This is a genomic window from Acinetobacter sp. 226, assembly GCF_048147925.1.
Lineage (GTDB): Bacteria > Pseudomonadota > Gammaproteobacteria > Pseudomonadales > Moraxellaceae > Acinetobacter > Acinetobacter pecorum.
The window spans coordinates 1-15,329 of the sequence record NZ_JAYWYX010000002.1; the positions used below are offsets into that span (position 1 = coordinate 1).

Here is a 15,329-nt window from a genome sequence, read left to right on the forward strand (position 1 = left end):
ACCGTCCGCTAAGGAAATTGCAAAAGTGCATATTCTAAAAGCGGACATTTTTACTTTGGAGAAACCGGACATTTCTATTTTGGGCTTACATATAATTATTGATCATTAGATATTATGTTAAGTGAATTCATGAAAATAATGACTACATTTTTAAAATTAAGTATGGGTATAGTTTTTATCTACCCATATTTTTACTAAGATTGCGTAATTTACATTTAAAGTTAAGCCTTTATTATTTTAAAGGCCTACAAAACTTGATCTGATTTAAGTCTTTTATAATCTTAAGATATTTTTATAATTTAATTTGTAGAAGGATAATAGATTCATCCTTGATGATCAATAAATATTGTTTTTGCTAGTGTATAGCTAAGATCTGGATTCTATAATCTTCCTATCAAATTGTTTATTTTTAAAATAAAGATAAAAAGTACAGGGCTTAGCAATACCCATAAAGCCACAAAGCTAATACTGGAGCTAAACTGGGTACGTAATAAAAACATCGAGATGAGTAAAAAACTACTAGCAGCGAATTTAGTATGGGTAGGGAAGTTCGTTAAAAAAGAATATCGAGATTTTTGGGTTTTTACTATCTGCTTTTCACTCACCGCATGAAAGAAAAAACAGCTTAGCCATAAAAGCCCCATAATTGCGATCCATATCATGTGGAAGACTCCTGCTGTGCAGATTTTAGTTTGGTCTGAATTTTATGCATCGCCTTTTGCTGAATGGGCGTAGTTTTCTGATGTAAAAATAGGGCAAGAAGTGCTAAGGCCCACAACATCAGATCAATACGCAGAAACGGCCAATAAGTCGCAAAAGAATCAATATATTGCTGGGAGACTAAATAATAAATATCAATAAGGGGAAGTATAAAGGCAGCACAAATCAGAAGTTTAAGCTGAATTTTCCATAAATATTGCTGTGGTATTAAACATGCCAGGATAAAACTGCCAAGCCAGATACTGAAAAAGCTATAAATCTCATAATTTGGTGCACCTGCAGGAATACTGATAAAACGATTCGCAAAGAGATAGCCCAGCATGGCAAGCGGCAAGCCAATAATTATGGTGATATTCAAACGGTTCACTAAATAGTGTCCGAGATGAAACCGCGCTGATTTTTTCTGTATCTGGCGTTTCAGGCTCCACAGCAGCAGTCCGGATGCAATCATTGCGCAGCCTAATATGCCAGAGAAAAATAATCCTAAACGTAAAACAGGTTCAGCAAAACGTGCCATATGTAAACCATACATGCTGGCATTTAGTGTGGCAATTGCACTTTCATTTCGGGTATTTTCAAGCAATTTTCCGGTAGCAGCATTTAAGATGAGCTGTGCCTGATTTCGGGTAATGGAATGATCTTTGAGCTGAGTTAAGGTCATACGTGCCAGCTGGGTATTGGGCTGCTTGACCGTGATATTGTCAAATTCTGTCTGTCCCCAATGTCGCTGCGCCGTGGTGATGAAATGTTGAATTGGCAGCATCTCGGTTTTCACCGGAACCGTAGAGTTGGCCAATATATTGACTGTGCGAATTTCTTCAAAATACTGAAAGGGATTGTCCGGATACAGTTTTTTCATGCCGGAAGGCAACACAATATAAAAGAAAATCGCCAGCCCGGTAAATGTCATGGTCAAAAAGAACGGCAGGGCAATCACTGAACTGACATTATGAAAATCCAGATAGGAGCGTTGCCCCTTAAATGCTCTTAAGGTAAAAAAGTCTGTCAGGATTTTTTTATGGGTAATAATTCCTGAAATCAGAGTCAGTAACATGATAAAGGCAGCGATCGTCACAATGAGGCGACCTATCGTGTAGGGCATACCATAGAGCTGAAAATGAAAATTATAGAAAAAATCTCCCCCTTGTGTGGCTGAGAGGTTTAATTCTTTGCCTGTTGAGGCATCCAAGGTTTTAACTTCATAGCCGCCATCTGCTTTTTGCCAGTAGACTTTGTTGACAGGTGAGTCTTGATTGGCGACTCCGATATACCAGTTTTGGGCGTCCGGTGCATGCTGCTGTAAATAGCTGTAAGCAGATTTTAAGGCAGTTTCCTGACTGACTTGTATCGAGGCAAATTCAGGCTGCATCCATATACTGATCTCATGTCGGTAATAGGTAACGGTGCCTGTTAAAAAAATGGCGAAGAGTAACCAGCCAAAACTTAAACCTAACCATGAATGTAACCATGCCATGGATTGACGGACAGATTTATGCATGGTTTAACCTATGAAGTGGGAGAAGAGAAATAAAATAAGTAAAGGAATCAGGCTATAGATAGAAAGCTTTTTTAAACTTTGGATACAGAAGATTCCAATCACAAAACAAACATAAAAAATCAGGGCAGTAAAGGCGGCCAAATAGACAGACTCAGCTTTAGGCAAATAAGCTTGTAAAAAGTAAGCCAGATCGAGTGCGATTAAATAACTGCACAAGTAGCCAATACCAAAGGTTATGCCTAAGCGATAGAGAATGGCAAGTGGCTGCACTACAGATATCATATTTGGCCTTGAATAAATCTATACTGATGAAAGTCTAAAAAATTTAATGAACAAAACTTAAAGTCGTTACCAGATACTGTTTTTTATAGGCCTGCTGATTCAACTTTCCTGCCTTGTCTGCTTCTTTGCCGACTTCAATGACATATTGACCTTTCAATGGCGTAGCAATGGTAATTTGGCCTTGGCTGTTGGTAGTGTACTTCTTTAGCCAGAATTGCGGGGAAAAGACTGTGATTTCAACATCAGCAGCAGGTTTACCCTGATACAGTACCGTAAATGTATTGCTGTTGATTTGGGTCGGGACAATATCCAGTTCTGACTCTGCTTTCAAGTTTTGTCTACCGGATTTGGCATGATAGCTCAGCAATGATTCTCCATAGATCAATTCATGACTGAGCTGGACATCTGTCTGGCCTTGGGTCGCATAGAGCAAATGATCCTGTTGCATTTGAGGACTAAAGGTCTTTCTAGACTGAACGGCCTTTGCCTGATTGAAAGACTTCAGGGCACCTTGCTGCGTTTCTTTAAGCTGTTCACTATATTCACCAAAGAAAGCATGAGTCTGCATATCTGTACCACGTTCCAGCCAAAGCATATGCGCCTGAGTTGAAAGTGTCATAGACAGTCCAATGGTCAAAGCGATCATTTTTTTCATTTGTTTTACCTGTTTTTGTGTATCTATCGATGATTTAGCCCTGAACATGTCGTCAAGGCTCAGTTTAAAAATTAATATTTAAATTTCACAGCAACGCTGTAATTCGCTGGTGCACCATAAAAACCTTGCTGATTCGGGAAATTGAACAGATATTTTTCATTGGTCAGGTTATTACCATTGGCTTGCAAGGTCATATGTTCATTCAGCTCATAGATGGCCATTAAGTTCACGAGTGCATAGGCATCCTGCTCAATGATTCCAGTGTTTTGGGTAATCACTCCATTGGCGGTTGCTTCAGGCACCTCCAGATAGGTCCGGTCCTGCCATTGCACCCCAAGGCCCAGTTTCAGTTTTGGAATTTGCGGCACCTGATAGGTGGTCAAAAGATTAAAAGATTGGGTGGGATTGAAAGTACGCGCATCGCCGCCATTGATTAGATCTTTCAGGTTAAATTGGGTATAACCAAAGCTTAAGTTTAAATGGTCGCTCAGTTGTCCCGCCAAGCCGAACTCATAGCCTTGGGAACGCAGGTCACTGACCTGAGTCTTGCGTAAAGTCGGAATACCATCAGAATCACGAAGTGGATAATTACTTTGCTCTGTTCTGAACACAGCCATGGTGGCGGTAAGCTTGTCATCTAGCCAGGAACTTTTCACTCCGACTTCATAGCTTTCACCTTCGATCGGTTTGTTAATGCTGCCATCCATTGCTTTGGTGGTTTGCGGACGGAAAATGGAGGTATAACTCAGATAACCTGTATATTCAGGATTAAAGTTATAGGTTAGACCGGCATAGGGTAAAACTTTATCTTCATCATAAATGGTGTCGGTCCCATAACTGCTACCATTGCTCTCAGCCTGAACATAATTGGCACCTAAAAGAAGTTTAAGATCATCATTCAGATGCAGTCGGGTTGCAGCATAAAGACTTTGGTTCTTCTGCCGTATATGCATTTCACCACTGGTTTTCGACATATCCCAGATTGGTTCTTCTGGTGTAAAGCTGGCTAAATCTGTGGTCAGCGGATTGGCAAAGCTGCCAGCATAACCCAATTCATCTAGACTATTCTTAGCCCAGACATAGCCCAAAGAGGCTTCATGGCGTTGTCCCCAAAGCGGATAGGTGCCGCTAAAACTCAGGCTGGCTTGTTGCTCTTTATTGTCATCAATATACATACCGGGATATAGGGTGATGCCTGAAGTGCCATTTGCGCCGGGTTTTCCAGACAGAAACAAGAGTTTTGAATCGCGTTTTGTGCGTTTTTCATCATAAGTCAGTTTGGCTGTCCAGTCGCCTGCCAGTTTTTGTTCAAGCTCAGCAAAGTAACTTTTAATATTATTATTCCAATACGTCCAGTCTGGACTGTAATTATAGCTTCGTGAATAACTGAGCTGCTCACCTTCGGTATTGATCAGCGGATTAGAACCCCAATTGACACCATTTGGCTTATGATTGGTTTCGGTATACCCAGCAGTCAATAGGGTCGTGTCAGTTACATCTGCTTCCAGAACAGCCCCTATGCCGTTCTTTTCCAGTTCATATCGATCCAGATAACTGTCGCCAGTCTGTTGATACCCAAATACACGGCCTCTGACTTTTCCATCCTGGGTGAAAGGAGAAGATACATCTGCTTCATAGCGCTGCGTATTCCATGAACCATAACTGGCATTAAAGGCTGCTTGAAGATCGAATGTCGGGCGTTTGCGAATCATGTTAATAGTTGCGCCGGGATCACCAATTCCATTATTTAAGGCATTCGCGCCTTTGACCACCTCTATACGGTCAAACAAAAAACTGTCTGGATTGTCATTATTATAATTATAGCCTTCGAGTGGAATGCCAACGCCATCGACCAAGACATTTGAAATCTCGAAACCTCGGGCAAGGTAGGAGGTCCGTTCCGTTTCCTGATTACTGACGATAATGCCAGGGGTATTGCGCAGTACATCCCGTGTATTAGCCAAGGCAAAGTCATCCAGCTGCTGGCGGGTGACAACATTGACTGTTTGCGGCGTTTCCTTGAGTGGAATATTCAGTTTGGAGGCGGTTGACGAATTTTGGATGATATAGGCTTTGCTCTGTTCAGAGGTAAGCTCACTCTGTTCTGATTCAGCTGTAACGGTAATCGTCGGTAATTGCTGAGTATCATCGGCAAAACTTTGCTGTGTAATTAAAATCGAAAAACTGAGTAAAGATAGCTGAAATGATGAAGGAACGGTATAAGACATTTTAGTTAATGTAAATGATAATAATTATCAGTAATGTTATTGTTTAATGATTTTTAAAGCAATCTCAACATAACAGGAAATCCAAATTAAAAATGAGTTAATGATAGGGAAGTTGATAAATAAAACTTTGATGTCGGGAGAAGGGCAATAAAATATCACTATTAAAAAGGATGTTATTACCTTAATTTTTTGCTCCTGAACCCATTTTTTAGTCACTGGCCAATTACATTTCAGATCCTGAATCTGGATGTGAACAGAATTTTAAGGCGTTTAAATATATTTATGCTTTAAATGAATTTTCTACATATTTTGAAGTTTTTAAAACCACTTTCATTTCTAATTCAGGTAAAGGCATGCAGTTTTTAGATTTAATTTAGAAGGATGGTAATGATTTTTCAGTTTAATAGGTATGAGACAAAGAACAAAGAGAGAAGTTCTGATTGACATTTTTTCGATATAAAAAAAGCAGCTCTTCAAGGCCGCTTTTTTTACAAAGTTTAAACTTTATTCAGCTTCGATAATTTCGTAGTCATGGGTGATTTCTACACCGCCATCAGACAGCATTTTGCTGGCAGAGCAATACTTTTCAGCAGAAAGTTCTACCGCTTTTGCCACCTGTTTGTCTTTAATCGCCTTGCCGGTAACCACAAAATGCAGGTGAATTTTCGTGAAAACTGCCGGAATTGTATCTGCACGTTCAGCTTTTAATTCGCAGCGTACATCGGTAATAGCCTGACGAGCCTTCTTTAAAATGGTAACAATATCAAAAGATGCACAACCGCCCAGACCCGTTAAAAGCAGTTCCATAGGACGGGGACCACGGTTTTCACCACCGTATTCAGCTGAACCATCCATGATAAGGCTATGACCACTTTGAGTTTTTGCTTCAAAAGCAACATTCTCTAACCAATGAACGCTTGTTTGCATTGCAACTACCTAAAAAAAGCTATAAATTTGTCAAGTAACTGTACACTAACATAAATTGGGTTGATACGGAATTTCAATCCCACTGTGTGACAAGTTCACATTAGGTCTTGTGCGATCTATAAATTATCCATAATCGGAACTGTTAGCATGACTTCAAACTTTTCACAATTAAGCACTGATGCGCTTTCTCCGGGGCAATTACCAGAATCCGTGAAAGCACTTTTAAAACGTGCATATATTAATCGGTATCCAAAACGTACTACGATCATTGATGCAGGATCAGAATCTAAATCTTTGTATTTAATTCTGAAGGGGTCTGTATCTATCATTCTTCGTGAAGATGATGATCGTGAAATTGTCGTAGCATATTTAAATGCGGGTGACTTTTTTGGGGAAATGGGCTTATTCGAGGTAAATCCACAACGCACTGCGGAAGTTCGTACCCGTGATGTGTGTGAAATTGCTGAAATTACCTATGAAAACTTTCACGAAATCAGCAAGCAATATCCTGATCTGAGCTATGCGGTATTTGCTCAGCTGGTACGTCGCTTGAAAAATACTACTCGTAAAGTGACTGATCTGGCATTTATTGACGTTTCAGGCCGAATTGCACGTTGCCTGATTGACCTTTCTTCACAGCCGGAAGCAATGATCTTGCCAAATGGCCGTCAGATTCGTATTACCCGTCAGGAAATTGGCCGTATTGTTGGCTGTTCCCGTGAAATGGTGGGTCGCGTACTAAAAACGCTAGAAGAACAGGGCATGATCGAAACGGATGGTAAAGCTATCCTGATCTTTGATGTTTCTCTAGAAGAAACGTCCGAAGCAGTAGCCGATGGTGCCATAGACGAATAATCCAGATGTTAAAAAGCAAATCTCAGGATTTGCTTTTTTATTAGAGTTCCTTTACCCAATACATAAAAATTTAGAACAAGCTTCTCAGAAAAGATGATTTAAGTCCCCCTTATAATTCCGATAGGCTATAGCCGACTTAATCTCAATTCACTGAATAAAATTCACAGGAAGGTTTTATGCAATTCAAACCATTGGCGGATACTGGCATTCTTTTGCCAGAAATTTGTTTGGGCACCATGACCTTTGGTGAGCAGAACACGCAAGAACAGGCTTTTCAGCAACTGGATTATGCGCTGGATCAGGGACTGTATTTCTGGGATACCGCGGAAATGTATCCGGTGCCGCCAAAACCTGAAACGCAGGGTGCAACCGAGCGTATTATTGGTCACTGGATCGCTGCCCGCGGTGGCCGTGACAAACTTTTTTTAGCTTCAAAAATTGCCGGACCATCGCAAGGTGGTAGTCATATCCGTGATGGTCAAACCCGTTTCGTTGCCGATGAAATTTCAGCAGCCATTGACCAGTCATTGTCACGTCTGCAAACGGATTATATTGACCTGTATCAGTTACACTGGCCACAACGCCCAACCAATTTCTTTGGCAAACTGGGTTATGGCAATGCTGAAGCGGCAGAAGACCGTGCCGTGACCGATCTCGAAGAAACCCTAACCGCCTTGCAGGATGAAATTAAAAAAGGCCGCATCCGTTATATTGGTCTGTCCAATGAAACCCCGTGGGGTACAATGAAGTTTCTGCACCTTGCAGAAAAATTAGGGTTGTCCAAATTCGTCAGTGTACAAAACCCATATAACCTGCTGAACCGTACTTATGAAATTGGCATGTCAGAAATTGCCCGATATGAAAACGTAGGTTTATTGGCGTATTCGCCTTTGGCATTTGGTTATTTGACTGGTAAATTCCGGCATGGTGCTCGTCCTGCCAATGCGCGCGTTACCTTGTTCTCACGTTTTAGCCGCTATAGCAATCCGCAAAGTGAATGGGCAACCGAGCAATATGCCGAGCTGGCAGAACAGCATGGCTTAAGTCTTACCCAACTGGCTTTGGCCTTTATCAAGCAGCAGTTCTTTGTAACCAGTACCATTATTGGTGCCACTAATCTGGAGCAGCTGAAAGAAAATATTCAGGCATTTGAAGTTGATCTGTCAGAAGAAGTCCTCAAAGGTATTGAAGATATTCACCGTCAGCAGCCGAACCCTGCACCGTAAATAAAATACCCTCCTTGTGAGGGTATTTTTTAATTTAAGCTTGAACTAGAATTTAAATAAAATAATTTAAATTATTACGCTTGAAATTAACTAGAACTATACCAATATTATTACTGATATATGTCCAATAATATAATTTAAGTTTTTGAAAAATATATATAAAAGAATTGAATTTTTTCTCGCATGCCCCCATATATTTTTCAAATAGAATATTTGTGCTGAGGAATAACAAGAATGCGTTTTGAAAAATTTACCAATCGCCTGCAGCAGACCCTTTCAGATGCCCAATCGTTGGCAATGAGCCGGGATCATGCTTCTATTGATGGAATTCATATCTTGGCGACCTTGATGGATGAAACTTCCAATGTCAGCTTGTTGCAACAGGCCGGAGCAAACCTGCGGGAATTGCAAACCAAACTGGAAACAGCGCTAAGTAATGCAGCCACACTGAGTAATCCATCTGCAGATATTAATCTCAGCCCTGAAGCGGCAAAAGTTTTACATCTGGCAGACAGTTATGCCCAAAAAGCCGGAGATGAATTCCTTTCAACAGACTGGGTGCTACTGGCACTTGCAGAAACAGGAAATACCAAAAATTTATTAAGCAGTGCTGGAGTAAAGGCAGAGACTTTACGTCAGATTATCAATCAATTTCGAGGTGATGAAAAAGTCATGAGCAATAATCATGAAGATCAGCGTGATTCACTAAATAAGTACACCATCGATTTAACTGAACGTGCTTTGGCAGGCAAGCTTGACCCTGTGATTGGACGTGATGATGAAATCCGTCGTACCATTCAGGTCTTGTCACGCCGTACTAAAAATAACCCGGTACTGATTGGTGAGCCGGGCGTGGGTAAAACAGCAATTGTCGAAGGTCTGGCACAGCGTATTATCAATGGTGAAGTACCTGAAGGACTCAAAGGCAAGCGTGTTTTGTCATTAGACCTCGGCTCTTTGCTGGCCGGTGCCAAATACCGCGGCGAGTTTGAGGAACGCTTAAAAGCTGTACTCAAAGATATTGCCAAACACGAAGGTGAAATCATCCTGTTTATCGATGAATTGCATACGCTGGTAGGTGCAGGTAAAAGTGATGGTGCGATGGATGCCGGCAATATGCTGAAACCTGCATTGGCGCGTGGCGAATTGCGCTGTGTGGGGGCGACAACTCTGGATGAATACCGTCAGTATATTGAAAAAGATGCTGCGCTTGAGCGTCGTTTCCAAAAAGTGCTGGTAGATGAACCGAGTGTCGAAGACACGATTGCGATTCTACGTGGCCTGAAAGACCGTTATGCAACGCATCATGGTGTACAAATTCTGGATTCTGCGATTATTGCAGCGGCAAAAATGTCACACCGTTATATTACCGATCGCCAGTTGCCCGATAAAGCCATTGACCTGATTGATGAAGCTGCATCCCGTATTAAAATGGAGCTAGATTCCAAACCTGAAGCGCTAGATAAACTGGAGCGCCGTCTGATTCAGTTGAAAATGCAGCTTGAAGCAGTGAAAAAAGATGAGGATAGCGGTGCCAAAGGCGAGATTAAGCATCTGACCCAACAGATTGAAACGGTCGAGAAAGAGTATCAGGATCTGGAAGAAATCTGGCGTGCAGATAAAGCCTTGGTGGCTGGCAACAAGGATATCCAGGTTAAACTGGATCAGGCACGTATAGCCCTAGATAAAGCACAGCGTGAAGGTGATCTGGCAGAGGCAGCACGCTATCAGTATGGCGTGATTCCTGAATTGCAAAAGCAGCTAGAGCGCATTGAAGCAGCGGAGGAAAGCGAGTCACCAAAACTGTTGCGTGACAAGGTGACCGAGAATGAAATTGCGGAAGTCGTCAGTGCGGCTACCGGTATTCCTGTCGCGAAAATGCTGCAGGGTGAGCGTGACAAACTGCTGCATATGGAAGAATTCCTGCATAAACGTGTGGTGGGTCAGGATGAAGCCGTGGTAGCCGTATCCAATGCCGTGCGCCGTTCACGTGCAGGCTTGTCTGATCCTAATCGCCCAAGCGGGTCATTCCTGTTCCTTGGACCGACCGGTGTAGGTAAAACAGAACTAACCAAAGCCTTGGCAAACTTCCTGTTTGACAGTGACGATGCAATGATCCGGATCGACATGTCCGAGTTTATGGAAAAACACTCGGTAAGCCGTCTGGTTGGTGCACCTCCGGGTTATGTGGGCTATGAAGAAGGCGGGGTACTGACTGAAGCTGTGCGCCGTAAACCGTATAGCGTGCTCTTGTTCGATGAAGTCGAAAAAGCACATCCGGATGTATTTAACATCTTGCTGCAAGTGCTGGATGATGGTCGTTTAACTGATTCCCAAGGCCGTGTAGTAGATTTTAAAAATACCGTGATTGTCATGACTTCGAATCTGGGATCTCAGGACGTTCGCGAGTTAGGTGAAGGCGCAACACGCGATGAAGTTAGGACAGTGGTGATGAATGCGGTATCTGAACATTTCCGTCCAGAATTTATTAACCGTATTGATGAAATTGTCGTATTCCACGCACTGGAAAAAGACCAGATTCGCGGTATTGCCGATATTCAGCTGGACCGTTTACGTCAACGCCTGGCCGAACGGGATATGCGCCTGTCGGTAGATGATACTGCCTTTGAGCAATTGATTGAGGTCGGGTTTGATCCGCTGTATGGTGCACGTCCGCTAAAACGCGCGATTCAGCAACGTATTGAAAATGGACTGGCTCAGAAAATTCTTGCGGGAGAATTCCAGCCGGGCGATACGATTCTGGTGAGAGCGGAACATGGTGAGCTGGTTTTTGAAAAAATGAAACTCAGCTAAGTTTCAATCCAGTTTATTATATGTTCCATGAAAAAACCCAGTTCAATTGAACTGGGTTTTTTATTTGTGACTGGATATTAGTCGCAAGTCTATAAGGCGTTAAACTTGCGGATGACGGATTTTCCAGGCACGGTGAATTTTTTGATTCCGCTTAAAGTCAGGACCAATGGTTTCCTGGGTAATTTCTTCAACATCAAAGAACGCCAGAATTTCTTCATCCATCTCAAAACCACGATAGTTATTTGAGAAATACAGGGTACCATCGCTGGTTAAACGGTTCATGGCACGTTTCAGCAGGGATAAATGGTCACGCTGGACATCAAAGGTACCGTAGAATTTCTTCGAGTTCGAAAACGTTGGCGGATCAATAAAGATCAGGTCATATTGCTCATGGCCTTCTTTCAGCCATTCGAAACAGTCAGAGGCAAAGAACTGGTGCTGTTCATCCGCATGATCCACAGTTAAACCGTTCAGGACAAAGTTTTCTTTTGACCAGTTTAAATAAGTATTCGACAGATCGACGCTGGTGGTGCTCGCAGCACCGCCCAAAGCAGCATGTAAACTTGCCGTTGAGGTATAGCTGTATAAGTTCAGGAAGTGTTTGCCTTTTGCTTCACGTGCAATACGTAAACGCATTTGACGGTGATCCAGGAATAGACCGGTATCCAGATAATCGGTCAGGTTGACCAAAATCTTGGCCTTGCCTTCCTGTACGATAAAACGCTTGGATGCTGTACTTTGTTTGGTGTACTGGTTTTTGCCTTCCTGACGCGCACGGGTCTTGATAAAGATCGCATCACGGCCCAAACCCGTCACGGCGCGAATTGCCTGTAAGGCCAGGTTGAAACGTTTCTTGGCTTTTTCCGGATCAATGGTTTTAGGTGGCGCATATTCTTGTACATGCAAACGCTCGCCATACAAATCTACTGCGACGTTAAAATCAGGTAAATCTGCATCATAGAGACGTAAACAATGGATCTGTTCCTTAACTGCCCATTTTTTTAGAGCTTGTATGTTTTTGGTCAGACGGTTGGCAAACTCCATCGCACCTTCAATCGGCTCAAACTGCTGAGGCTGCCAGCTTTCTAGGAATGGACGTACCACCGCGGCCGGTTTAACCGTACCGAAACGGATATAAATCGGCAATTTACCATTCATCAAACGCAGGATTTGCGGATCATTGAATGCCAGCACGTCGGCCTGTTCCACTTGGGAGGCAATCACAGCCGCTTTTTGATTCGGGAAATTCTTTTGCAGTAAAGCTGATAAACCAAGGTATAAAGAACGGTTTTGGGCTTTATCACCGAGACGTTCACCATAAGGCGGGTTGGTCACGAAGAATACTTTCTTGCCTTCTGCATGAAAATCAGGCCAGTCATTTAAAGTCCGTTCTTCAATCATGATATTGTCGAGTGCGGATTCAAAACCCGCCGCGATAATATTTTGTCTGGTGGCTTTAACCGCTTCCCAGTCCGCATCGAAGGCATAGAATTGTGGTAATGGATTTTCCATTGCCGCTTGATGACGCTCAGCAGCTTCTGCCTTGATGCTCATCCAGAGTTCATGGTCATGACCATTCCAGCCATTAAAACCGAAACGACGGACCAGACCAGGCGCACGGTCGGTCAAGATCATCAGTGATTCAATAATGAACGTTCCTGAACCACACATTGGATCAACCACGATATCCGGATTTAACGCTTTTAAACCACCTTTTTGCAGAATCGCAGCGGCCAGGTTTTCCTTGATCGGGGCGTCAGTCATGAACCGGCGGTAACCGCGTTTATGCAAAGAGTCGCCAGACAGGTCCAGGCAGTAAGTATGTTCTTTCTTGCCTGCCAGAATATACATGGTGATTTCAGGCTGTTTGGTATCAATGCTTGGACGTTTGCCTACCGCTTCCATAAAGGAATCCACGACACCATCTTTGGCACGTAAAGTTGCAAACTGGGTATTGACCTTGATATCACGCTCGACATGCAAACGAATCGCAAAGGTACTTTGTGGTGCAAAAATCAGCGACCAGTCAAAGCTGAGAGCTCCTTCATAGAGTTCTTCTGCAACATCACGCGCATCATGAGAAAATTCAATTTCATGCGTGTGGATCGGCATCAAGACACGTGAAGCCAGACGTGACCACATGCAGATACGATAAGCATTTTCCAGGGTGCCTTTAAAGGTTAGACGGCCCGGGAAACGCTCAATATTCTGAACACCTAAGCCTTGAATTTCTTCTTCTAATAAGGTTTCCAGCCCATCGGCACAGGTGACCCAATAATTGCTTAAACGTGGAGAGGTATTCATATAATAGAGAGACCAAAAAAGATAAATAAAAACTGCGCTAAGTTTACCGTATTTTTATATTGAAAGCTTTTTAAATTCTCTTAAAGGCCTGAGCTGCTTTAGAGAAAAAGCGTATTTGTATTATAAATTGAGAAACTGGTACGTATTTTGCTCTATCTACTGCAAATCAGGCAGTCAATCGATGGGGAGCGATGGCTGCCTGATTTTTCAATTTTATAATGAGGGTGAAGATGTTAGAGAATCAGTTACGCAACCATGACGCTTTTTCAGTGGCCACTTTAATTTATGCGCGTTTACGCCGGGTTTCCGGTCGGGTAATTGATGCACTTTATTTGGCAGAGAATCTGGACTATGCCTGGCATGTGATTCAGCTGGCAGAGCAGACCCAGGACCCAGAGTTGAGTCATCTGATCCAGCGCCTGAAAATGGTACTGGAGATTTCGGAAACAGGACAAGGTTCTGAAGTAGAATCCGCGAACCTAAGCCAGCAGAATGAGCTGATCTCGGTCGAACCGGATGAAGATGATATCTATCGTGCACAAGTGTCACATCGTTATATTGGTGCATTACGCTAGACAGGAGAGGGTGTGAATGCTCCAGACTGAAGCACCCATTTTTTAATATTTAAAATCAGCAGGATGTAAATCGGGTTAAATTATCTTGTTGAAAAAATAAAGATGAATCTGATTTTCTGTTTTTATTGTTCAGATGCTTTTTGTACAAGTAGCAACGTGCCCAACTATAAAAATTCGCCAATCTCTGTATAATATGTTGACTTAACGCATAAGGAATCTCTCATGCACTTGGCGGCATTGCATACACCGAGCCAGATTCAACTCAATAAAGAAGGTAATCTAAAACACTTCTTGACCATCGAAGGTCTTTCTAAAGAAACCCTGACAAAAATATTGGACACTGCACAGTCCTTTTTTAATGACCAAAATCAGCTGATCACCAATAATTTGCTGGAAGGCAAAACGGTGATGAACCTGTTCTTCGAAAATTCTACCCGTACCCGAACCACCTTTGAAGCCGCTGCCAAGCGCCTTTCTGCCAATGTTCTCAATATCGATATTGCCCGCTCGAGTACGTCTAAAGGTGAAACCCTGCGTGACACTTTATGGAATCTGGAAGCCATGGCAGCCGATATTTTCGTGGTACGTCATTCATCTTCTGGAGCGGCACATTTTATTGCCAAAGATGTCTGCCCAGACGTCGCCATTATTAACGCCGGTGATGGCCGTCATGCGCATCCAACGCAAGCCATGCTGGACATGCTGACCATTCGCCGTGAAACCAATAAAAAATTCGAAGAAATGTCGATCGCTATTATTGGCGATATCAAGCATTCGCGTGTGGCACGTTCAGATGTGGCAGCCTTGCAAACTTTGGGCTGTCAAGATATCCGGGTGATTGCACCCAATACTTTGTTGCCATTAGGCTTTGAAGAATATGGCGATGGTGTTCGTCTGTTTAACAAGATGGAAGAGGGCATTCAAGACTGCGACGTGATTATTACGCTACGTATTCAAAACGAGCGGATTGATTCTCCAGCACTTGCCTCGCAAGCCGAGTTTTACAAAATGTATGGTCTGAACAAAGAACGTCTCGCGATGGCCAAGCCTGATTGTATCGTGATGCATCCGGGACCAATGAACCGTGGGGTAGAAATTGATTCCAGCATTGCAGATGGCTCACAGTCGGTGATTCTGCATCAGGTGACCAATGGTATTGCAGTGCGTATGGCAGTACTGGCACTGGCGATGCAGGGTCAGTTACAGGAACAGGGTTTGATTGAAGCGATTGCGGTATAAGGAATA

Annotated in this window: 12 protein-coding genes; 5 read left to right on the forward strand and 7 right to left on the reverse strand. The window is 42.8% G+C overall.

Annotated elements, in window-relative coordinates; all coding sequences use genetic code 11:
• Positions 1–380: 380 nt before the first annotated feature.
• From VXP95_RS00750 to VXP95_RS00775, 6 genes are all read right to left on the reverse strand, one after another.
• Entirely contained in the window at positions 381–662 is a 282-nt protein-coding gene (locus VXP95_RS00750; protein ID WP_416681810.1) for a hypothetical protein, read from the reverse strand.
• Positions 659–2,218, reverse strand: a complete 1,560-nt coding sequence (locus VXP95_RS00755; RefSeq protein ID WP_416711186.1) for a PepSY-associated TM helix domain-containing protein — start codon at positions 2,216–2,218, stop codon at positions 659–661. Before VXP95_RS00755 ends, VXP95_RS00750 begins: the two co-directional genes overlap by 4 nt.
• Positions 2,219–2,221: 3 nt before the next feature.
• Entirely contained in the window at positions 2,222–2,500 is a 279-nt protein-coding gene (locus VXP95_RS00760; RefSeq protein WP_416711188.1) for a hypothetical protein, read from the reverse strand.
• A gap of 43 nt (positions 2,501–2,543) precedes the next feature.
• The gene (locus VXP95_RS00765) at positions 2,544–3,155 is read right to left on the reverse strand and encodes a hypothetical protein (RefSeq protein ID WP_416711190.1); all 612 of its coding nucleotides are present in this window, start codon (positions 3,153–3,155) and stop codon (positions 2,544–2,546) included.
• A 71-nt stretch (positions 3,156–3,226) separates the two neighbouring features.
• Entirely contained in the window at positions 3,227–5,383 is a 2,157-nt protein-coding gene (locus VXP95_RS00770) for a TonB-dependent siderophore receptor (protein WP_416711192.1), read from the reverse strand.
• 504 nt (positions 5,384–5,887) lie between these two features.
• Positions 5,888–6,310 carry an OsmC family protein gene (locus VXP95_RS00775; RefSeq protein ID WP_416711193.1) on the reverse strand — a complete coding sequence of 141 codons (423 nt, stop codon included), beginning with the start codon at positions 6,308–6,310 and terminating at the stop codon, positions 5,888–5,890.
• A gap of 147 nt (positions 6,311–6,457) precedes the next feature.
• On the opposite strand from VXP95_RS00775, the gene crp reads away from it, so the two are divergent.
• The 3 genes from crp (at position 6,458) to clpB (ending at position 11,205) form a co-directional block, all read left to right on the forward strand.
• Complete coding sequence (gene crp / locus VXP95_RS00780; RefSeq protein WP_064095825.1) at positions 6,458–7,165, forward strand: cAMP-activated global transcriptional regulator CRP; 708 nt, start codon at positions 6,458–6,460, stop codon at positions 7,163–7,165.
• Between the two features lie 176 nt (positions 7,166–7,341).
• Complete coding sequence (locus VXP95_RS00785) at positions 7,342–8,391, forward strand: NADP(H)-dependent aldo-keto reductase (RefSeq protein WP_064101761.1); 1,050 nt, start codon at positions 7,342–7,344, stop codon at positions 8,389–8,391.
• Positions 8,392–8,625: 234 nt separating this feature from the next.
• Positions 8,626–11,205 (forward strand): ATP-dependent chaperone ClpB, encoded by a 2,580-nt coding sequence (gene clpB, locus VXP95_RS00790; protein WP_064095827.1) that lies wholly within the window; start codon positions 8,626–8,628, stop codon positions 11,203–11,205.
• A 99-nt stretch (positions 11,206–11,304) separates the two neighbouring features.
• Here the strand turns inward: clpB and rlmKL are convergent, their stop codons facing one another.
• Positions 11,305–13,509 carry a bifunctional 23S rRNA (guanine(2069)-N(7))-methyltransferase RlmK/23S rRNA (guanine(2445)-N(2))-methyltransferase RlmL gene (gene rlmKL / locus VXP95_RS00795; RefSeq protein ID WP_416711195.1) on the reverse strand — a complete coding sequence of 735 codons (2,205 nt, stop codon included), beginning with the start codon at positions 13,507–13,509 and terminating at the stop codon, positions 11,305–11,307.
• Between the two features lie 230 nt (positions 13,510–13,739).
• On the opposite strand from rlmKL, the gene VXP95_RS00800 reads away from it, so the two are divergent.
• Entirely contained in the window at positions 13,740–14,084 is a 345-nt protein-coding gene (locus VXP95_RS00800; RefSeq protein WP_416711196.1) for a hypothetical protein, read from the forward strand.
• Between the two features lie 222 nt (positions 14,085–14,306).
• Positions 14,307–15,323 (forward strand): aspartate carbamoyltransferase catalytic subunit, encoded by a 1,017-nt coding sequence (locus VXP95_RS00805; RefSeq protein WP_064101764.1) that lies wholly within the window; start codon positions 14,307–14,309, stop codon positions 15,321–15,323.
• Positions 15,324–15,329: the final 6 nt, after the last annotated feature.

Bases quoted from the DNA above. Each gene is read 5' to 3' on its own strand.
- VXP95_RS00765 (WP_416711190.1), bottom strand. From the start codon at position 3,155: ATGAAAAAAATGATCGCTTTGACCATTGGACTGTCTATGACACTTTCA.
- crp (WP_064095825.1), top strand. From the start codon at position 6,458: ATGACTTCAAACTTTTCACAATTAAGCACTGATGCGCTTTCTCCGGGG.
- rlmKL (WP_416711195.1), bottom strand. From the start codon at position 13,509: ATGAATACCTCTCCACGTTTAAGCAATTATTGGGTCACCTGTGCCGAT.
- VXP95_RS00770 (WP_416711192.1), bottom strand. From the start codon at position 5,383: ATGTCTTATACCGTTCCTTCATCATTTCAGCTATCTTTACTCAGTTTT.
- VXP95_RS00805 (WP_064101764.1), top strand. From the start codon at position 14,307: ATGCACTTGGCGGCATTGCATACACCGAGCCAGATTCAACTCAATAAA.
- VXP95_RS00755 (WP_416711186.1), bottom strand. From the start codon at position 2,218: ATGCATAAATCTGTCCGTCAATCCATGGCATGGTTACATTCATGGTTA.
- VXP95_RS00785 (WP_064101761.1), top strand. From the start codon at position 7,342: ATGCAATTCAAACCATTGGCGGATACTGGCATTCTTTTGCCAGAAATT.
- VXP95_RS00775 (WP_416711193.1), bottom strand. From the start codon at position 6,310: ATGCAAACAAGCGTTCATTGGTTAGAGAATGTTGCTTTTGAAGCAAAA.
- clpB (WP_064095827.1), top strand. From the start codon at position 8,626: ATGCGTTTTGAAAAATTTACCAATCGCCTGCAGCAGACCCTTTCAGAT.
- VXP95_RS00760 (WP_416711188.1), bottom strand. From the start codon at position 2,500: ATGATATCTGTAGTGCAGCCACTTGCCATTCTCTATCGCTTAGGCATA.
- VXP95_RS00800 (WP_416711196.1), top strand. From the start codon at position 13,740: ATGTTAGAGAATCAGTTACGCAACCATGACGCTTTTTCAGTGGCCACT.
- VXP95_RS00750 (WP_416681810.1), bottom strand. From the start codon at position 662: ATGATATGGATCGCAATTATGGGGCTTTTATGGCTAAGCTGTTTTTTC.